Annotated in this window: 13 protein-coding genes; 2 read left to right on the top strand and 11 right to left on the bottom strand. The window is 73.0% G+C overall.

All coding sequences use genetic code 11. The annotated features are described in order from the left end of the window. Positions 1 to 74: 74 nt before the first annotated feature. Complete coding sequence (locus AB0C15_RS01460; RefSeq protein WP_357347499.1) at positions 75 to 1,118, top strand: NAD(+)/NADH kinase; 1,044 nt, start codon at positions 75 to 77, stop codon at positions 1,116 to 1,118. Between the two features lie 139 nt (positions 1,119 to 1,257). Here AB0C15_RS01460 and AB0C15_RS01455 read toward each other — a convergent pair whose 3' ends face one another. From AB0C15_RS01455 to AB0C15_RS01435, 5 genes are all read right to left on the bottom strand, one after another. Continuing rightward, positions 1,258 to 2,154, bottom strand: coding sequence for an MBL fold metallo-hydrolase (locus AB0C15_RS01455; protein WP_357347497.1), 897 nt, complete (start codon positions 2,152 to 2,154; stop codon positions 1,258 to 1,260). 22 nt (positions 2,155 to 2,176) lie between these two features. Next, complete coding sequence (locus tag AB0C15_RS01450) at positions 2,177 to 3,181, bottom strand: hypothetical protein (RefSeq protein ID WP_357347495.1); 1,005 nt, start codon at positions 3,179 to 3,181, stop codon at positions 2,177 to 2,179. Positions 3,182 to 3,275: 94 nt separating this feature from the next. Next, on the bottom strand, positions 3,276 to 4,163 hold the full coding sequence (locus AB0C15_RS01445) for a helix-turn-helix transcriptional regulator (RefSeq protein WP_357347493.1): 888 nt from the start codon (positions 4,161 to 4,163) through the stop codon (positions 3,276 to 3,278). Between the two features lie 218 nt (positions 4,164 to 4,381). Continuing rightward, entirely contained in the window at positions 4,382 to 4,879 is a 498-nt protein-coding gene (locus AB0C15_RS01440) for a hypothetical protein (protein ID WP_357347491.1), read from the bottom strand. After that, on the bottom strand, positions 4,879 to 5,397 hold the full coding sequence (locus tag AB0C15_RS01435; RefSeq protein WP_357347489.1) for a SigE family RNA polymerase sigma factor: 519 nt from the start codon (positions 5,395 to 5,397) through the stop codon (positions 4,879 to 4,881). Before AB0C15_RS01435 ends, AB0C15_RS01440 begins: the two co-directional genes overlap by 1 nt. Positions 5,398 to 5,642: 245 nt before the next feature. On the opposite strand from AB0C15_RS01435, the gene AB0C15_RS01430 reads away from it, so the two are divergent. Further along, on the top strand, positions 5,643 to 6,230 hold the full coding sequence (locus AB0C15_RS01430) for a hypothetical protein (protein WP_357347487.1): 588 nt from the start codon (positions 5,643 to 5,645) through the stop codon (positions 6,228 to 6,230). Between the two features lie 83 nt (positions 6,231 to 6,313). Here AB0C15_RS01430 and AB0C15_RS01425 read toward each other — a convergent pair whose 3' ends face one another. The 6 genes from AB0C15_RS01425 to AB0C15_RS01400 are packed head-to-tail and all read right to left on the bottom strand — an operon-like array spanning position 6,314 to position 20,311. Then, a complete protein-coding gene (locus AB0C15_RS01425; protein ID WP_357347485.1) occupies positions 6,314 to 8,302 on the bottom strand; it encodes an amino acid adenylation domain-containing protein in 1,989 nt (662 codons plus the stop codon). Next, positions 8,299 to 11,181, bottom strand: a complete 2,883-nt coding sequence (locus AB0C15_RS01420) for a type I polyketide synthase (RefSeq protein WP_357347483.1) — start codon at positions 11,179 to 11,181, stop codon at positions 8,299 to 8,301. Before AB0C15_RS01420 ends, AB0C15_RS01425 begins: the two co-directional genes overlap by 4 nt. After that, positions 11,178 to 14,570: an amino acid adenylation domain-containing protein gene (locus AB0C15_RS01415; RefSeq protein ID WP_357347481.1), complete on the bottom strand. Its 3,393-nt coding sequence runs from the start codon at positions 14,568 to 14,570 to the stop codon at positions 11,178 to 11,180. Before AB0C15_RS01415 ends, AB0C15_RS01420 begins: the two co-directional genes overlap by 4 nt. Then, positions 14,570 to 14,836, bottom strand: a complete 267-nt coding sequence (locus AB0C15_RS01410; RefSeq protein WP_357347479.1) for a phosphopantetheine-binding protein — start codon at positions 14,834 to 14,836, stop codon at positions 14,570 to 14,572. Before AB0C15_RS01410 ends, AB0C15_RS01415 begins: the two co-directional genes overlap by 1 nt. Beyond that, on the bottom strand, positions 14,836 to 17,091 hold the full coding sequence (locus AB0C15_RS01405) for a beta-ketoacyl synthase N-terminal-like domain-containing protein (RefSeq protein WP_357347477.1): 2,256 nt from the start codon (positions 17,089 to 17,091) through the stop codon (positions 14,836 to 14,838). Before AB0C15_RS01405 ends, AB0C15_RS01410 begins: the two co-directional genes overlap by 1 nt. Beyond that, positions 17,084 to 20,311: an amino acid adenylation domain-containing protein gene (locus AB0C15_RS01400; RefSeq protein ID WP_357347475.1), complete on the bottom strand. Its 3,228-nt coding sequence runs from the start codon at positions 20,309 to 20,311 to the stop codon at positions 17,084 to 17,086. Before AB0C15_RS01400 ends, AB0C15_RS01405 begins: the two co-directional genes overlap by 8 nt. Positions 20,312 to 20,379 lie beyond the last annotated feature (68 nt).

The following is a 20,379-nucleotide window of genomic DNA, read 5'->3' as shown; positions in this document are numbered from 1 at the left end:
TGCCTGATGCGGCAAAATGCCGCAGTGTTCATCGTTGGATGAGGTGACAGCCGAGAGAGCGTGGAGGAGTTCGAATGCTCGTTGGCGTCGTCGTACACCCGACCAGGCCGCAGGCCGCCGAGACGGCGGAGATGGTCTCCCGGATCTGCGCCGAGCACGGTGCCGAGTCGCGGACCCTGAACGTCTGGCAGGACGAGCAGAGCCCGGCCGACGTGCTGGCAGACCTGGCGCAACGACCTCAGCTCGTCGTCACCATCGGCGGCGACGGCACTCTCCTGCGCGGACTGGCCGTCGCCGTCGAGGCCGACGCACCCGTTCTCGGCGTGAAGGCCGGCCGGGTCGGCTTCCTCACCCCGTTCGCCGCGACGGACCTGCCCAGGGTGCTCGGCGCGGCCCTGGCCGGACGCGCACCCGTCCAGGAGCGCATGCTGCTCACCCTGCGCGCGTCGCGACCGCTGCAGGTCCCACCGGAGCTGCGGACTCTGCTGCGCTACGGCCGCGGCCCCGATGCCGTCCCGCCTCTCCCCCGCCCGAGCACCCCCGACGAGGTGGGTTGGGGTGTCCCGTTGGGCCTGAACGCCCTCAACGACGTCGTGTTCGAGAAACTCGGCCGGGACCGGCAGACCAGCGTGGCCGTGTACCTGTCCGGGCGGCTGTTCGCCACCTACTCCGCCGACGGCGTCATGGTCGCCTCACCGACCGGCTCGACCGCGTACTCGTTCGCCGCCGGCGGACCCGTCCTGTCGCCGCGCCTCAACGCCCTCGTCTTCACCCCGGTCGCCCCACACATGGCGTTCAACCGCAGCATCGTCACCGCCCCGGACGAACCAGTCGGCGTCCAGGTACTCCCCCGCTCCGGTCAGGTCACCGTCGTCGTCGACGGACGCGTACACGGAATCCTCGACCCCGGCGACTGGGTGGCCGTCTACCCCGCCCGACGCCGCGCAAAGCTCATCGTCGCCGACGTCGACGACTTCTTCGGCCGGCTCCGGGACCAGTTCACCCTCGCCGACGCACCCGCCGCCCGCGCCGACACCGACAGCCAGCCCCCGCTGCTGATCTACCGACCGGACCTACCAGTACCTGAGGACCTGCAACACCTTCACCTGCCGACCTAGAAACCCCGTCAGACCAACAGTCGCCAGCGGCAGCGACGCCGCCGCGGGAACCTTTCACGCCATCCGCTCCGCCCCCGCGTGGGTGGAAGCCTCGGATCGCCCGCCGCCGTCAGATGACGGCGACGGGCGATCCGAGCGCTCAGTATCGGGGGAACGATCCCCACCGCTTGACGGCGTACGACTCGCCCCGCCGCTCGACCTCGAGGGCGGAGTGCCCGCTGAAGTGCGCCGGCAGCACCAGCGCCCGGGTGTCGGCCGCCCAGTCGAGCAAGCGACGTCGAGTGATCGCGGCCTGGGTCGGGTCCTCGCAGAAGCAACTGCTGTGATCGTGGTGGCGCAACTGGAGCGGGGTGTGCAGGATGTCACCGGCGAACAGCGCCCGCTCGCCGGCCGACTCCATCTTGATCACGGCGTGGCCGGGCGTGTGCCCCGGTGCCGCCTCCAGCCGCAGGTTGCTGTCGATCACATACGTGTCCTCCCACAGCCGGACCTGACCGTTGACGTGCACAGGGGCGATGCTGTCGTCGTACGCGTTCTCGTTGACACCGCCAGCGATGCCGGGATTGTTCCTGGGGTTCCAGTAGTGGAAGTCGACCGCGGGCATCAGATAGGTGGCGTTCGGGAACGTTGGCAACCACTGACCGTCGACGAGCCGGGTGTTCCAGCCGACGTGGTCGACGTGCAGGTGTGTGTTGATCACCAGGTCGACGTCCTCGGGCTTGATCCCCGCCTCGGCCAGCCGGTCCAGGTAGTTGACCTGCTGCTGATGCCAGGGTCCGACCGCGGGCCGATCCTTGTCGTTGCCGACCGCGGTGTCGACCAGGATGGTGCGGCCCTCGCTGCGCAGCAGCCAACTCTGCATGGCGACGTGCACCATGTCGTCGTCCGCCCCGAGGTGGTCCGGAGTCAGCAGCTCGCGTTCCGTACGCCAGGCGTCGGCCGCGATGGTGGGAAAGAACGCACCGGTCGGCATGATCGGGCCGTGCGTCTCCTCGACCCGGGCGATCGTCACGTCACCGAACTGAATCTCGTGCATGGGTTCCTCCACGTGTGGCGGGTCAGCGCAGCGGCAGGGTGGCCAGCGCCAGGTTGGGATCGACGCCGGTGGTGTACGCGGCACTGAGCACATAGACGGTGCGACCGCGCACGGCCACCGAGGTCGGGTTCTGCAGCCCGTCGGCGACGGTCAGCAGGGTCCGTGAACGACCGGCCGCGTCGATGGTCACCACCGTGTTGGGGCCGTTCAGCGTGGCGATCACCTGCTGATCACCGGCACCGACGAAGGTGAAGTCGTCGATACCGACCAGGCCGGTCGCCGCCACCCGGACAGGTCCGGGCCGGCCGTGCCGCAACGGAATCCGCAGCAGCGTGCCCTGGTCCAGGTTGGTCGCCCACACCGCGTCGGCACGTACCTTGATGCCGTTGGCGCCGAGGAAGCCCGCCGCGGCGAGTTCGGGTGCCGAGGACCACACCTCGGCGCGGCCGCCGTTCAGGGCCACGGTCGAGATCGTGCCGAGCACCGAGTCGGTGAGGTAGAACCTCTTCGCCTCCGCGTCGTACGCCAAGCCGTTGGGGAGCCCGTCGGCCGGTAGCGCCGCGATGCGGTGCGGGGCCTTGCCGGGCCGTAGCCGGTACAGCCCCGTGGTGGCGGCATCGCCGCTCGCGTAGAGGAAGTAGAGGGTGCCGTCGGGCATCCGGACGATGCCCGTGGTCAGCGCGAACGCGAGCACCGGCGTGTTGACGCCGCCGTCGGCGGGGGCCGGCAGGGTCGCCAGGATCCGCGTCCCGCCGGACGGGCTGACCGCGGCGACCTGTCGGGCCGCCGCGAAGGTGACGTAGGCCGTGCCGTCCGGGCCGAGGGCCACGTTCTCCGGCAGCTGTCCCTTGGCCAGGTCGAAGTGGACCGCGATCCGCGAGGGCACCGGCGCGGCCGACGCCCGGGTCGGCCCGACGGTGCGGGCCCCGGTGGTCGCTGCCGGTGCGGCGCTTGACGGTACGACCGTCACCACAGCGAGCCCCGCTGCGGCGACAGCGACGGCGACTGTCATCGTTCTCTTGCGCATTGTTGTCCTTACTCGGGTGTTGGTGGGCTGAGAAGGGCGCGACGGGTCCGGCGCTCCTCGCGGAGCACCTGGTGTCGAACCGGTGGGAGCGGCGCTATTCGCGCCTGGCGAGCGGCGGCGCGGCACCGGCACGGGTGGTGACGGTGCCGTGCACGAGCAACGTCATGGCGGCGTGCGATGGCGAGCCGGGTTCGGTGGTGGCGACGACCACGGTCTGGCCGTTCTCGGTACGCAGGGCCTGCTGAGTCACGTCCATCGCGCCGACCAACGGATGGCGCATCTGGTAGACGGTGTCGCCGCCGGCCTTCACCCGGTGGTCGGCCCACATCGCGGCGAACTCCGGGCTCCGCACCGTCAACTCGCCGACCAGCGCGGCCATCAGCGGATCGTCCGGGTGCTGCCCGGAGGTCATCCGCAGCGTCGCCACCACCGCGCGGGCCTTGCTGGGCCAGTCCGCGTACAGGTCGCGGGTGTGCGTGTCCAGGAACACCAGCCGTGCCATGTTCGGGTAGTGGTTCGGCCGGTCCGGGATCTCCGGGTTCAGATGGCCGGCGAACAGGGAATGACCGGCGGTGTTCCAGGCCAGCACGTCGGCCCGGCGACCGAGCACCACCACGGGTACGTCACCAAGTGTCGTGATGAGCTGGCGTACCGCCGGGCTGACCCGCTCCGGGGCCGGGCGACGCACGGCGGGCCGCCGGCGGGTTCCGGCCGCCAGCTCGCCCAGGTGGCGGCGTTCCGCGTCGTCGAGCCGCAGTGCCCGGGCGAGCGCGTCGAGCACCTCGGGTGAGGCGTTGACCGCCTGCCCCTGCTCCAACCGGGAGTAGTACGACACGCTCACCCCGGCCAGCAGGGCCAGCTCCTCCCGGCGCAGCCCCCGCACCCGACGCCGCTCGCCGTACGTCGGAACGCCGGTGTCCTCCGGGCGCAGCTGGGAGCGCCGGGCCTGGAGGAAATCGCCGAGCTGTCCTCTCGCGTTCATGACTCGAAGTATTGCGAGCCGTGCCGGCCCCAACCACTCCCTGCCAGGGGTAGGCACCGCAGCGGGAGGCATCCGGAACGCCGAACAGCCGCCAGCACGCCCGCCGGCCACCGCCGGTACGACGTGTCGGCCATCGCCCGACTGGAACTGGTCCGGACGCTACGGGAACTCGACGCCGGCCTGGACGGGACCCTGATCCGCGACGCGCAGACGGGCGGTCAGGATGTGCAGAACGACGCCGTTTCGGTCAGGCCGATCTCCTTGCAGTCCCACCCGTTGCCCTGGTCCTGGAAACGCCAGCCCGTTCCCGGGGTGTAGTGGAACAGGTAGATGACGACGCCGGCGTTCGGGCGCTGCACGTCGGCAGCCGCCCACGTTTGCACGCACTCCACTTCGCGGGGGGCGAAGGACCAGCCGGCCGGCAGCTCGACAAGCGTTCCGAGGGTCTGCGTCGTCGGACAGGTGGGGTTCTGGGGTCCGTCACCCGTGCGGGTCGACCCGGGTTGCGTCGGCGGGTCGGGGCGGTCGCGGGTGGCGGCAGCGACCGTACCGCCGATGGCGAACACCACCACCGTGGCCGCGGCGGCGGTGGCGAGCGCTGTCCGCCGTTGCGACTGACGCGACCTGCGCAGGGTCCGCTCGTACAGGTCCGCGGCGCCGCCGTGCTCGCTCAGATCGGACATGGCCTGCCGCAGGGGCCCGAGGTCATCGGTCATCAGGCCTCCTCCATCACAGCCGAGAGCAACTCGGGCGCGATCTCCCGCATCCGGGCCAACGCCTTACTGGTCTGACTCTTGATCGTGCCGACCGAGCACTGCAGCAACTCCGCGGCCTCAGCCTCGCTGCGATCCTCGAAGAACCGGGCCACCAGGACGGCCCGCTGCCGCTGAGTCAGGCGGGCAAGGGCCTGATGCAGGGCAACTTTCAGGTCGGTACGACGAGCATGATCACTACCAGGCTGCACCACGTCAGCCAACTCCCCAGGCAGGGACTCAGCCACCTTCCGACGCCGCCACCAGCTCACATGCTGGTGATACATGGCCGTGCGGGTGTACGCCTCAAAATGCCCGGGATCATTCAACCGCCGCCGACCCCGATGAGTGCGGGCCAACGCATCCTGCACCAGATCCTCAGCCAGGTGCCGGTCACCAGTCAGCAGGAACGCCGTCCGCAGCAACGCCGACGAACGAGCCCGAACGAACTCACAAAAAACATCGTCGATGGACTCCGCCATGCTCCCGCTCGTTCCCGCGTACCCCTAGGTCCGTCGGCAGCGGCGGCGGCGATGCGGCCGATTGCCCGTGGCGCACACCATAGCCGGTGTGCCCCACGGGCAAGCGATCACGGTCAACCAGGTCAGGAGATGCAGAACGGCGCCGGCTCCTTGAGACGAAGATCCGCGCCTTCGAGATCTTCCGGTGGCACGCGGGCGGCTCACCGTGATCGATGGCGCTTGGGGTCGCCGCTATCTTGTGGGCCATGAGAGCGGAGAAAGCGTCGACGTACGAGGTTCGACAGAGCCGGCTCCGAACCGCGGGCATTGTGGTGTTGTGCAGCCTGTTGCCGGTCACGGCCATGACGATCGGCCTTCAGGACCTGTCGACTCGCTACATGTTCTTCATCGTCGGGCTGGGGATCGAGGCCACCATCCTCGCCGCGTTTCGTCGTCGCGTGGGCAGCGCGGTGCGACGGGAACTGCTCCTCGCCATCGACGAGCAGGGCGTCTACCTGGGCCCGGACATGTACGGCCGGCCGGCGATGCGCGAGTCGTGGTCCAACATCGACTCCATCGTGCACTTCAGGGGCCGCGTCTGGACGACCAGTTCCAGACCAAATTCGGTCCGTCACATCGGCATCGTTCAGGGCGGCAGCATCGTCTTGTCCCGGGCGAACGAGGGCTGGTGGTTCAGCGTCCGGCGGGCCGCCGCAGCCGCCGACCACGTCGGTGGAGGAACGCCGGTGCTCAGAGCGCCATTCTTCGACCAGGTGCCGCGCGAGTGGTTCCACACCATCCGCCTGCCGCGTGAGTGGCTTGCCGCCAATTCCGGATCTCGCGCGGGCGGATGACGCCGCCCGGGGGCGCGCGACGACGGGTTCGTCGTCGCTGCCGCAGCTCGGCTCGCCGGCCCTCGAACCGGGCCTGCGCCACCCTACGTCGAGGGTGACCCGACCCGTACCGGCCGGCGAACCCGGGCCGGCGGGGCGGGCAGAGCCCGGCGGTCGACCTTGCCGTTGGCGGTGGCGGGCAACTCGGGCAGCACCACGTGGCGCAGCGGCACCATGTGGTCGGGAAGATGCTCGGCCAGGAACGTCCGCAGCGCCGCCTCGCTCACGTCGCCCACGTCGGTGTGCCGCTCGGTCACCACGTACGCCACCAGGGTCGGGGCCGCTCCCAGGTCGTCGCGGAGCAGCACCACGCTGTTCGCGACGAGCGGGTGGCTGTTCAGCACCGACTCGATCTCGCCGAGTTCCACCCGCTGCCCACGGATCTTCACCTGCGTGTCGATGCGTCCGCCGTAGTTCAGGTGACCCTGCGGTGACCACCAGGCCAGGTCGCCGGTGCGGTACACCCGCTGGGGACGCCCGGCGACGTGCACGGTGCCGAACCGCTCGGCGGTCAGGTCGGGCCGTCCGGCGTACCCCCGGGCCAGGCAGGCGCCGCCGACCACCAGTTCCCCGGGTACGCCCAGCGGTGCCAGCGCACCGTCGTCGGCAAGCACGTACGCCGTGACGTTGGTGATCGGCCTGCCGATCGGGACGGTGGGGTCCGGTTCGGGTCGGCGGCACGGCCAGGCGGTGACGTCGATGGCGGCCTCGGTGGGGCCGTACAGGTTGTCCACCCGCACCGTCGGCAGGGTGGCGGTGAGCTTGTTGACGAGCTTCGGCGGCAGGGCCTCCCCGCTACAGATCACCCTGCGCAGGGCTGCGCACGCGGCGACCCCGGGCTCCTCGACGAACAGGGCGAGCATGGACGGCACGAAGTGCACTGTGGTCACCGCCTCGCGCGCGATGACGGCGACCATCTCCTGCGGGTCGCGGTGCGCCTGGGCCTCGGCCGTGACCAGCGTCGCGCCGGCCAGGAAGGCCCAGAGCAGTTCCCACACCGACACGTCGAAGGTGTACGGCGTCTTCTGCAGCACCACGTCGTCGGGCCCGATGCGGTACTCCTCCTGCATCCACGCCAGCCTGTTGGCCAGCGACAGATGGGTCATCTGCACACCCTTCGGCGCCCCGGTCGACCCGGAGGTGAAGATGACGTACGACAGACCGTCCACCACCTCCTCCGGCGCGCGGTAGCCACGCCAGTCGACGGGCGAGGCGGGCAGGTCGGCGCCGGCCAGTGGTCGCACCGGAACGGCCGGGGCGCCGCCGCTGCCGAGCGCGGCCCGTCCCTGCTCGTCGGCGAGCGTCAGCGCGGCGTCGGCGGTGGTGAGCATCAGGTCCAGCCGGGCCCTCGGGTGCGACGGGTCCAGCGGCAGGTACGCCGCTCCGGCCAGCAGGACACCGAGCACCGCGACGACCATCTCCGGGCTCCGCTCGGTGCACAGGGCGACGACCGAGCCGGGGCCCACGCCCTCGGCGCGCAGTCGCCCGGCCAGCGCCGCTGCCTCATCGAGCAGGTCCCGATAGCTGCGGTCGCGGCCCCCGCCGCGCAGTGCGACGGCGTCCGGGGTGCGCTCGGCCTGCCGGCAGATCGCCTCGTGCACGGGTGTCCGGGGGGCGGGGGTCGGCGCGGGGTTGAAGCCGAGCAGCGTGGCCCGCTCCCGGGGACCGACGAGCACCGCCTCGCGCACCGGGCGGTCGGGATGGGCGGTGAGCCATCCGCTCAGGGTGTCCAGTCGTTCCTGGAGGTGGGTGGGATGACAGTGTTCGCCGGTAAGCCAGACCGGCACCGGGCCCACCGTTGCCGCCGTCCCGCCCGGTGGGCCGGGTGTCACCAGCACCACGTCCAACGGGGACAGCTCGGGTGACGGTGTCCGCGTCTGCGCGCGTACCTCGGTCATCGTCTGCTCCGGGTGCACGCGCAGCGTGTGGTCGCCGTGCGGGCCGCGCACCATCACCGACGTCGCGCCGCAGAGTCGGTGGGTGAGCACGGCCGCCACCGCAGCCGCGTGTGCCAGGTCGGTGTGGTCGGTCATGCCGTCACCAGCTCGGCCAGGGCGCGCGGCGTGGGTCGCGCGGACAGTTTCTCCATCGGGATGCGGACGGCGAAGCGGCGCTGCACCTGGTTGACCATGCGGATGAACAGCAGGGACTCACCGCCGACGGTGAAGAAGTCGGTGTCCGGCCCGATGTCGGGCGAGCCGAGCAGCCGGCCCCACAGCGCCACGATCTCGTCCACCACCGCGCTCTCCCCGGTAGCCGTGGGAGGTGGCGACGGTTCGGCGGTGTCCGGGGCCGGTGGGGTTGTCGCCTCCAACCAGTGCCGGGTACGGGCGAACGGGTACGTCGGCAGCGCCACCCGCCGCGCCGGTCTGTCGCCGCGCACCGCCGCCCAGTCCACAGTCACCCCGGCCGTCCACAGTCCACCGAGCCCGGCGAGGACGTCGGCGGCGTCGGCCCGCGGCGTCGGTCGCGGCTGTACGGCGAACCCGGGCACCCCCCGTCCCTGCGGCGTCTGCCGTGCCATGCCGGTGAGCGCGGCGCCGGGACCGACCTCGACGAGCACGGGGTCGGGTAGCTCCAGCGCGGTCAGCAGGGCGTCGTGGTAGCGCACCGGGCTGCGCAACTGTGCCGCCCAGTAGCCCTCGGCACGCGCCTTTCCGGTGTCGAGCAGTGTGCCGTCGACGCTGCTGACGACCGGGAGGGTGCGGGGTCGGTGGGGCACCCGGTCGGCCTCGACGCCAAGCAGCCGGGCCGCGTCGGCCATCATCCGGGTGTGGAAGGCGCGCTGCGCGGGCAGCGCCCGACAGGGCACCCCGGCCGCGTCCAGGCGTTCGCGGAACGTGGCGAGCGGGGCCGGCGGCCCTGCCACGACGGTGACGTCAGGCGCGTTGCGCGCGGCGATGTCGAGGTCGTCCAGGCCCGCGAGGTGTTCCTCCACCGTGCGCGGCCCGGCCAGCACGACCAGCAGGTGACCCTCCGGGGCGTCCTGCATGAGCCGGCCCCGGGTGGCGACCAGGCGCAGCATGTCGTCGTCGGCCAGCTCACCGGCGAGCGCGGCGGCCGGGAACTCACCGACCGAGTGGCCGATCATCGCCGCCGGACGGACGCCCCACGACAGCAGCAGCCGGCCGAGCGCCACCTCGTACAGGGCCAGGGCCGGCTGGGTGACGTCCGTGCGGTGCACGACACCGTGCGGGTCGTCGTCGACGAGGACGTCCCGCAGGTCCAGCCCGAGGACCGGGGCCAGCAGCTCCGCCCCGTGGTCGAGGTCGGCCCGCACCGACGGGTAGTGGTCGTAGAGGCCGCGCGCCATGGCCGGGAACTCGGCACCCTGCCCGGGGAACAGGAAGACCACCCGGGGTCGGCGCGCCGCCGCGCGCACCCGCGCCCGGCGCAGCCCGGAGAGCGCCGCCGGGACGTCCCGCGCGGCCACCGCCAATCGGTGCGGGAAGTGCCGGCGGTACGTCTGCGCCGTCACCGCGACGTCCCGCACGGACAGGTCGGGGCGCTGCCGCACGTACTCGTGCACCTGCTCGGCTGCCTCGCGGACCGCCTCCGGGGTCCGCGCGGACAGCACGATCAGCTCGGCGGGGCCGTCGGCGGCCGACGGCTCCGGCGGGATCGGGCCGTCGGCCTCCTCCAGCACCACGTGCGCGTTGGTGCCGCCCAGACCGAAGGCGCTTACCGCAGCGCGGCGTGGACCGCCGGCGGCCTCCCACCGACGGGCGACGGTGTCCACCGTGAACGGTGTCGAGGGGTCCAGCAGCTCGGGGCGGGCCTGCTTCAGGCCGGCGAGCGGCGGGATCTGCCGGAAGTGCAGGGCCAGTGCTGCCTTGATGAGACCGGCGACACCGGCGGCGGCGTCGAGGTGCCCGACGTTGGCCTTGACCGAGCCGATCGAGCACTGTCGCTCGCCGCGCCGGAACACCTCGGTCAGCGCGGCCAGCTCGATGGCGTCGCCGACCTCGGTCGCGGTGCCGTGCGCCTCGAGGTAGCCAACTGTCGCCGGGTCGACGGCGGCGCAGGCGTACGCGCGGGTCAACACGTCGATCTGCCCGGCGATGCCCGGCGCGGTGTAGCCGACCTTCATCCCGCCGTCGTTGTTCACCGCCGACCCCTTGATCACCGCGTACACGGTGTCCCCGTCCCGGCGGGCGTCCGCGACGCGTTTGAGCACCACCAGGGCGACCCCGTTGCCGGGCACGGTGCCGTCGGCCGCGGCGTCGAACGGACGGCACGTGCCGTCCGGCGACATGATGCCCTTCGTCTCGTAGAGGTACCCGGCCTGCTGCGGCACCGCCACGCAGGCGCCACCGGCGAGCGCCACGTCCGAGTCGCCGGCGTGCAGGCTCTGGCAGGCCAGGTGCACCGCCACCAGCGACGTCGAGCAGGCGGTCTGCACGGTGATGGCGGGCCCGCCCAGGTCCAGCCGGTACGCGATCTTCGCAGCCAGGTGGTCCTTCTCGTTGCCCAGCACGACCGACAGCAGCCCCTGCGACTCGACGACGTCGGGCTGGGCGAACACGTGGTGCAGCGCGTAGTAGTTGAACCCGGCCCCGGCGAAGACGCCGACCCGACCGAACGGCCGTTCGGTGGCGAGCCCCGCCGACTCCAGCGCGGCCCACGCCGTCTGCATCAGCAGCCGGTGCTGCGGGTCCATCGTCTCCGCCTCTCTCGGCGTGATGCCGAAGAAGGCCGCGTCGAACAGGTCCGGGTCGGCCAGGACGCCGCGCGCCGGCACGTACGCCGGGTCGTCGAGCCGGTCGGCGGGCACCCCGGCGGCCAGCAGTTCGCCCCGGGTCAGCGCGCTGACAGTGGTCTTCCCGGCGACCAGGTTCGACCAGTACTCCCAGACGTCGGCGGCGCCGGGGAACCGACCGGCCAGGCCGACGATCGCGATGTCGTCGTTCATGAGGGTGCGCCTGCTTTCTCGGTCTGCGCGTGCAGATGCTGGGCCAGCGTCTGGACGGTCGGGAAGCGGTAGAGGTCGGTGAGCGGGATGGTCCGGCCGGCCAGCCGCTCCTGGAGCAGCCGGCGCACGATCGCCAGGCGCAGCGACTCACCGCCGACGTCGAAGAACGCCTCGTCGACGTCGAAGTCGTCGGTGCCCAGGGCCTCCACCCAGGCGCCCGTCACCAGCTCCTCGAACTCGGCCAGCGACGCCGAGCGCTGGGCGGGAACCCGGGCCGACGCGGCCGAGGTCTCCGGCGGCGCTGTCGGTTGGGCCAGCGTGCCCAGCGCCCGCAGGTCGACCTTGCCGTTGCGGTCCAGCGGGAACTCGGTCACCGTCACCCACTGCTGCGGCCGGGCGTACGGGGCCAGGTCGGGCTCCACCGCGCGGCGCACGGCGGCCACGTCGACGCCGTCCGGGTCGGGCTTGAGCGCCGCGCAGAGGCGTACCCCGCTCGCCGGGTCACCGGTGGGAAAGACCACGGCGTCGAGGACGCCCGGCTGCGCCCGCAACCGGCGCTCGACGTCGACCGGCTCCACCCGGTGTCCGGCGATCTTCACCTGGCGGTCGTTGCGGCCCAGGAAGCGCAGGTGGCCGTCGGCGCCCCAGCGCACCAGGTCCCCGGTGCGGTAACGGCGTTCCCCGTCGTGGCCCACGAAGGAGGCGTCCGTCCTCGTCGGGTCGCCCAGGTACCCGTCGGCCAGACCGGTGCCGCCGGCCAGCAGTTCGCCGACGGCGCCCGGTGGGACGAGACGACCCGACGCGTCGACGACGGACAGGTCGGTGCCGTGCACCGGAGCACCGATCGGCAGCGGGTCGGGCGTCGCGTCGGCGTGCTCGACGGAGTACGTGGTGGTGAAGGTGGTGTTCTCGGTGGGGCCGTACCCGTTGGTCAGGCGCAGGCCCCGGCAGGCCCGCAACACCTGGCGCACGTGCGGCGGTGACACCACTCCCCCGCCGGTGAACAGCTGCCGCAACCCGGCGAACGCGTCCGGACGGTGGTCGGCGACCAGGTGGAACACGCCCGAGGTGAGCCAGGCGTGGGTGACCCCGGCGGTGCTCAGGACGTCGGCCAGCCCGCGTGGCGTCGGGTCCTCCGGCGGGAAGACCACCACCGTGTCGCCGGTGGTCAGGGGCACCAGCAGCTCCAGGGTGGACGCGTCGAACGCCAGTGGGGACAGCCGCAGCATCCGCATACCCGGCCGCTCGGCGAACATCCCCGGGTCGTCGGCCAGTCGCAGCACCGCCCGGTGCGGCACGACGACGCCCTTGGGCAGGCCCGTCGAACCGGACGTGAAGGAGACGTACGCGGTGCGCGCCGGGTCGCTCGGCGCCGCCTCGACCGGGTCTGCCCCGACGGGCGTCCGCGGATCGACGAGCGGGCAGTCGACGACCCCCGGCCAGGGCTCGCCCACACCGAGGCGGGCCCGTGCCGCGACGGTCGCCGCAAGATGGGTACGCCACTCGGCGGTGGCGTGCTGGTCCACGGCCACGTAGTGCGCGCCGAGTCGCAGCACGCCCAGCACCGCCACCGCCTCGGCGGCCGAGCGGGGCACCTCCAGGAGAACCGCGTCGCCGGCACGCACCCCGTGGCCGTGCAGGAGGCGGGACTGCTCGACGGCGGCGTCGTGCAGGTCCCGGTAGGTGAGCGTCAGACCGGTGTGCGCGTCGACGAGCGCGGTCCGCTCGCCCGCGGACTCCGCGTACGCCGCGAACCGGTGCCACACGTCGTCGGCGGTGTCGTACGTCCCGCCCGCGCCCAGCTCGCGCAACCTGGCGTGCTGACCCGCCGAGAGCGTGGTGACGTCCCGCACCGTCGCGTCCGGGTCGGCGGCCAGCTCCCGCACCGCCGCTTGGAACGACTCGACCAGTTCCCCGGCGTCGGCGGCGGTCAGCAGGGCTGTCGCGTACTCCAGCACGAATCGGGGACGATCCGACCACGACTGGAGGTAGAGCAGGGCGTCGAACACCGCGCCTGCGCAGTGGCCCTCGTGCACCCGCCAGCTACGGTCGCCCACCCGCAGGTCGTCGGGAACCAGTTCGTGGTGGGCGGCGAAGCCGAGCTGGGCCAGCGGGTTGCGGCCCGGGTCGGTGCCGGCGCCCAGCGCGGAGACCACAGTCTCGAACGGCACGTCGGCGTCGGCGACCGCCGCGGCCAGGGCGTCGGCGATCCCGCGGACGAACTCCCGGACGGTGCTGTCGTCGGTCGCCGCGCAGCGGACCGGGACGACCCGGGTGCAGAGGCCCACCAGGCGGTCCATGCCCGCCTCGAACCGGCCCGCCGCCGGCACCCCGAGCACCAGGTCGTCCAGACCGGCGCGGCGGGACACTGTCAACGCCCAGGCTGCCAGAGCCACCGACGTGACGGTCACCCCACACTCCCGGGCCAACCCGGTCGTCGCCTCCGCCGCCGTCTCGTCCAGGTGGAAGCGCAGCCGGGCGCCCCGACCGTCGGCCTCGGCGACCGGCGGCAGGTCGGTGGGGAGCGTCACCGTCCACGGTGCCCCGTCCAGCCGGGCGGTGACCCGGGTCAGGGCGGCCTCCAACGCGCCGGACGACTCCTGCGCGGCGAGCCGGGTGCCGACCCAGTCCGGCGACGGGGCCGCCTCGGACGGGCCGTCCCCGGCGTAGAACTCGGCGAACTCCCGCGCGAACAGTCCGATGCTCCAGCCGTCGCTTACCGTGTGGTGCACCAGCATGGTGAGCAGGTCGCGCCGGCCGGTCCGGGTCAGGACGAACACCACGGGTGGCTGCGCGAAGGGGCGCAGCAGACGCGCGGCGGCCGGGCCGTACAGGTCGTGCACGGCGCGTACCGCGTCGTCGTCGGGCAGCGTCTGGTGCAGCAGGCGCGGCTCGTAGGGCGCGGGCAGCACGATCCGGGCCTGGCGGGGGTCGCGCACGAAGCGTGTCCGCAGCGCCTCGTGTCGGGTGGCCAGCTCGCGCAGCGCCCACCGGACCCGGGCCGGGTCGAGGGGCCCGTCCGCCTCCACCGTGAACATCAGGTGGTACGGCGCGTCCTGGTCCAGCAGGTGCGCGGCCAGCATGGACCGCTGACCCGGCAGCAGCTCCCGCTCCGCCGGCCGCCGCGCGACGACGGGTGGCGCGGTGTCGACGAAGTCCACGGCGCCCGCGAGGGCCTGGGCCAGCGGCAGCGCCGACAGCAGGCGGGCGCTGTCCACGTCCGCCCGCAGCTCGCGTTGGCCCAGCGCGACGAGGGCGATGGCCTGGAGCGAGGTGCCGCCCAGGGCGACGAACGACTCGGTGGCGGCCACCGCGCGGACCTGCTCGGGGGTGCCGCCGAGCACCCGTGCGGCGAGCGGCGCCCAGGCGGCGAGGTCGGGGGCGACCATCAGGCGGTCTCCGCCGGGGGCCGCTCCAGCGGCACCTCGCTCGCGACCTTGCGCAGGTCGGCGAAGCGGGGGTTCTCCAGTACGTGGCCGAACATGACCGCGAGGTGGAGTTCCTGGCGGATCAGGGTGCTCAGCCGCAGCGCGCTGAGCGAGTGGCCGCCGAGGTCGAGGAAGTCGTCGTCGTCGTCGACGGTGTCGACGCCGAGCACCTCCATCCACAGCTCTTCGAACCCGGCCACCCAGGTCCGGTCGTGTACGTCGCGCATCAGTGTCGCCTCTCTGTGGTCGGGTCGGCTCCGGGCGCGTCCAGGTAGTGCCGGGTGGCCGCGAACGGGTAGGTGGGGGCGGGCAGCCGGCGGCGGCCGGTGTCGTGCACGGGGTCCCAGGCGTCGGTGAGACCCAGCTGCCACAGCGCGCCCACGGTCGCCAGCAGGCGGGCGTGCCGGTTGGCGGGAAGTGCCGGCTGATCGGCGTCCAGGTGTGGGGTGACGGTGGTGCCTACCTCGATCCAGAGCACCGGGTCGGGCAGGTCGGGGGGCGGCGTCGACGTCGGGGGGCGGCGGGCCGCGGCCCGCCAGAAGGCGCTGTCGTCGGGGCGCCCGTCGATGAGCAGCGGCAGAGCGGCGGGGTGCAGGCGTACCCCGGGGTCGTCGGTGTCGCGCAGCAGCGCGAGCGCGTCCGCGAGCGACATCACCCCGGCCACGACGGCGGCGGCCACCGCGCCGACGCCGTCGCCGGCCAGGGCGCGCGGGGTGACGCCCCGGCTGCGCAGCGACCGGGTCAGGCCGACGCAGGCCAGCAGCCGGTGGCCGCGTTCCCGCACCGCATCGTCCAGATCGTGGCCACGCAGCAGCGCGACGCCCTCGTCGACGGTCCGCCGGTACACCGGGTCGGCGTCGTAGTTGGGTCGGTTGCCGGTCACCGCTCCGGCCCCGGTGAGGTGCAGCGCCACCCCGCGCGCCCGAGCCGTCGAGTCGACCTTGCGCAGCCGGGCGACCCCGTCGGTCACGCCGGTCAGGACGGCGGCCCGCCAGGGCAGCTCGGCGCGGCCGGTCCGCAGGGTGTACGCGAGGTCGGCCAGGTCCCCGGGGGCGGTTGCCGCCGCGAACGCGGTGACCCGGTCCAGGCTGTCCTGCGCCACCGCGGCGGTCTTCGCGGAGACCAGGACGAGCTGCGGGACGTGCCGGCGGGGTCGGGCCGGGATCGGCGGGGCCTCCTCCAGCACCACGTGGGCGTTGGTGCCGCCGATGCCGAAGGCGCTCACCCCGGCCCGGCGTACGCCGTCGACAGGCGCCCAGGGTCGGGCGGTCGTCGGCAGCTCGAACACCGAGCCGTCCAGTCGGATCGCCGGGTTGGGCGTACGGAGGTGGGCGATCGGAGGAATCGTCCGGTGTGTCAGGGCCAGCACCGTCTTGATCAGGCCGATCACCCCGGCGGCGGTGTCCAGGTGTCCGACGACCGACTTGACGGCGCCCAGGGCGCACGGCGCCCGGTCGGGTCGGGCGGAGTCGAACACCTGCCGCAGCGCCGCCACCTCGATCGGGTCGCCGAGCGCGGTGCCGGTGCCGTGCGTCTCGACCAGGCCCACGGTGTCCGGGTCGACGTCGGCCACCTGCAGTGCCGCCGCGATGACGGCGGCCTGACCGGTCGGGCCGGGCGCGGTGAAGCCGGCCTTGCGGGCGCCGTCGTTGTTGACCGCGGAGCCACGGATCACCGCGTGCACCGTGTCGCCGTCGCGCAGCGCGTCGGTGAGGCGCTTGAGCACCACCACGCCCGCTCCGTCGCCCGGCACCGTCCCGTCGGCGGCGGCGTCGAAGGCGCGGCAGCGACCGTCCGCGGAGAAGATGCCGCCGGGCTCGTGCAGGTGTCCGCGCCGGGTCGGTGGGGCGACGGTGGCCGCGCCGGCCAGTGCCACGTCGGCGTCGTAGGTGAGCAGCGCCTGCGTCGCCTGGTGCACCGCGACGAGCGACGTCGAGCAGGCGGTCTGCACGGTCAGCGCCGGCCCCTGAAGGTTCAGCTTGTAGGCGATCCGGGTGGCGGCGAAGTCCTTGTCGCTGCCGATGATCACGCCCAGGCCGCCGGCCGCCTCGACCGCGCGCTCGTTGGGCCACACGTTGTCCAGCAGGTAGACGTTGAGCCCGGTGCCGACGTAGACCCCGACCCGGTTGCCGTCGGCGGCGACCGGCGGGTGGCCGGCGTGCTCCAGGGCCGCCCAGGCGCACTCCAGCAGGATCCGCTGCTGCGGGTCCATCAGGGCGCTGTCCGACGGCGAGTAGCTGAACAGCCGGTGGTCGAAGCGGTCCGCGTCGGTGAGCACCGCGCGGGCCGGCACGAAGCCCGGCCGTTCCACCAGATCCTTGGGTACGCCCCAACCGACGAGCTGCTCGGGCGTGAAGACGCTGACGGCGTCGACGCCGTCGTGGACGTGTCGCCAGAACCGGTCCAGGTCGCGGTCGGCACCGGGGACCCGGATGGCCATGCCGACCACCGCCACCGCTGCGCTGTCGTCCAGCTCAGCCACGGCCGGCTCCCACGCTGCGCCGCCGGTCGGCCAGCAGGGCGCGGCCCTGGCGGCGCTGCGCCGCGTTGGGGTCCGCGACGACGGGCGCGGTGTGTTGGAGCACCGCCGCGCAGCCGGCGATCGTGCCGCAGCGGAAGAGGTCGGTCACCGAGACGTCCAGACCCTCCTCGGACATTCGCTGCTGGAGCGCGATCAGCGCGAAACTGTGGCCACCCAGGTCGAAGAAGTTGTCGTGCAGCCCGACGTCGGGCCGTCGGAGCACCTCGACCCAGCAGGCCCGGATCCGTTCCTCCAACCCGGTGCCGACCACCGCGGCCGGTGGCCGCGACGGCGCGGTGGCCGTCCGTGCCGCGCGACTGTCGGCCAGCAGGCGGGGAAGGTCCACCTTGCCGTGCGCGGTGAGCGGGATGGTCGCCACGGTCAGGATCCGCGACGGCACCATGTACGCCGGCAGTGTCTCGCGCAGGTGCGCCCGCAGGTCGTGCTCGGCGTCCGGGCCGATCCCGTGGACCACGAACGCGACGAGTTCGTCGTCCTCGGCGGCCACGGCGGACGACCGCACCGCGGGGTGGGTGAGCAGCGCGCCCTCCACCTCGGCCAGCTCGACGCGGTAGCCGCGCACCTGCACCTGCGTGTCGTTGCGGCCGAGGTACACCATGCTCCCGTCGAGGCCCCACTTCACCACGTCGCCGGTGCGGTACATGACCCCGCCGCCGTACGGGTCGGGCGGGAACCGCGCCTCGGTCAGCTCCGGGTTGTCCAGGTAGCCGTGCGCCACGAGCGCGCCGCCGCAGTACAGCTCGCCTGGCACGTTGAGGCCGGTCGGCCGCAGGTCCTCGTCGAGGACGTAGCAGCGTGCCGACGGCAACGGCACGCCGATGGCACCCTCGGGGACCCGGGGCACGTCGGCGGCCGACGCCTGGAAGATCGTGACGTGGATGGTGCCCTCGGTGATGCCGTACATGTTGACGAACACCGTTCGCAGACCCGGCGCGTCCGCGATCAGCGACGCCAGCCGCGACCAGCTCAGCGCCTCGCCGCCCAGGACGACGTAGCGGATGCGGGAGGTCTCGTCTTCCTCGAGCGCCCGCAGGTACGGCGGCAGCAACCGGTAGAGCGCGCCCGGGGTCTGGAACAGCACGGTGACGGCCTCGCGGCGCACCAGCCGGGCCAGCCGTTCCCGGTCCACCAGGTCGACCCGGTCGGCGATGACCAGCCGGGCGCCGGTGGTCAGCGCGCCCCACATCTCCCACACCGACGCGTCGAACGAGAACGAGCTGGCCGCCAGCCACACGTCGGCGGCCGTGACGTCCAGGCCCGCCGGGGTCGGGCTGTTCAGGGCGTCCAGGCCGCCGTGCCCGACCAGGACCCCCTTGGGTACGCCGGTCGAGCCGGAGGTGTAGATGACGTACGCCGGGTCGTCCGGACCGGGGAAGGTCTCCTTGGGTACGGAGATTCCGTCGAGGGTGTGCGCGTCGGCCAGGGGGGTCCCGCTGTCGCGGGTGAGCGCCGCGGCCACCTCCGCGGTCTCCGGGTCCACCACGAGCACCGCCATCCCGGCGTTCGCGGCGATCAGTTCCAGGCGCTGGCGCGGGTAGTCCGGGTCCAGCGGCACGTAGACGCCGCCGAGCTTCCACACGCCCAGGATCGCCGCGACGACCGCAGGTGAACGGCCGAGCAGCAGCCCCACCCGGACGCCGGGGCGGACCCCGCGGTCGGCCAGGCCCGCCGCGATCCGCCCGGACCACCGGTCCAGCTCGGCGTAGGTGATCTCGACGTCCCGGTGGCGTACGGCCACCGCGTCCGGGGTCGCCGCCGCGTGGTCGGCGAAGCGACGCAGCACCGACGGGTGCGCGACCGGCGTCGACGCGAGCGGCGGGTTCACCCCCTCGGTGAGCTGCGCCCGTTCGGCCTCGTCCACCATGGACGGCTCCCGCTGCTCCTCGTCGACGATGGACCGCAGGAACGTCAGGTAGTGCGTGATCAGCGTGCCGACGGTCTCCGCCGTGAACAGCTCGGTGCTGTACTCGGCGCGCAGGAACGGCACGTCGGTGGAGACGTCGAGGGTCAGGCCCAGGTCGAACTTGGTGACGTCGATCTCGACGTCGACCTCGGTCAGCCGTACCCCGGCGAACTCGGGGAACGCGAACGGGAAGTTCTGCACCGTCAGCGAGGTCTGGAACAGTGGCGCGTGGCTGAGCTGCCGCTCCCCCACGGTGGCCCGCACGATCTGCTCGAACGGCACGTCCTGGTTGGCGAAGGCCGCCAAGCTGGTCCGTCGTGCCCGGTCCACCAACTCGGGGAAGCTCGGCCGGCCGGACACGTCGAGCCGGATCGGCAGCGTGTTGACCAGACAGCCGACCAGTCGCTCCTCGGCGTCGTCCATCCGGTTCGCCACCGGAACGCCGACCACCACCTCGTCCTGGCGCGCGTACCGGGACAGCACCGAGGCGTACGCGGCGAGCGTCACCGCGAACAGCGTGGCGCCCCGCGCCCGCCCCCACTCCCCCAGCCGCCGCACCAGTTCCGGCTCGACCGGGCGGCGCAGCACCGCACCTGTGGTGCCGAGCACGCTCGGGCGGGGGAAGTCGGTGGGCAGCGCCAGTTGTGGCACGTCGACAAGCGCCGCACGCCAGAAGTCGAGGCCCGAGCTGTCCCGCCGCCACGTCTCGTGCTGCCGCTCGGCGTACGCCAGGTAGGACTCGGCCGGCTCGTCGTGGACGGCCACCGACCCGTGGACAGTGGCGTCGTACTCGGCGGCCAGGTCGCGCAGGAGCAGACCCACCGACCACCCGTCGCAGGCGATGTGGTGCACGAGCACCGCGAGGCCGTGCTCGTCCGGGCCCCAGGAGCGCAGGAAGGCCCGTACCACCGGCCCGTCGGCGAGGTCGAAGGGCTGCCGGGCCTGCTCGGTGACGAGCGCCCGCAGGTGGGCCTCCTGGGTGGCGCGATCGACCCACCCGTCGGCGGTGATGTCGACGTCCACGGCGGGCGTCGACGACACCCGCTGGGTGAGGACACCGTCGACCACCGCGAACGTGGTGCGCAGCGCGTCGTGCCGGGCGACCACCCGGGTCAGGGCCGTGCGCAGCGCCTCGGGTCGCAGCGCACCGCGCAGGTGCACCGCGAGGGCCACCACGTACGCCGGGTTTCCGGGCTGGAGCTGATCGAGGAAGTAGAGGCGTTCCTGGGCGAAGGAAGCACGACCGGTACGAACCATGCACCGATCGTGCGGCCCGGCACGTCCCGCGCGGCAGAGCACGTTCTCCTGCCCCACCAGGAAAAGCT

It is taken from the genome of Micromonospora sp. NPDC048835 (assembly GCF_040649995.1).
Lineage (GTDB): Bacteria > Actinomycetota > Actinomycetes > Mycobacteriales > Micromonosporaceae > Micromonospora.
Note: the sequence above shows the minus strand (reverse complement) of the source record. Positions and strands in the feature narration are given on the sequence as shown.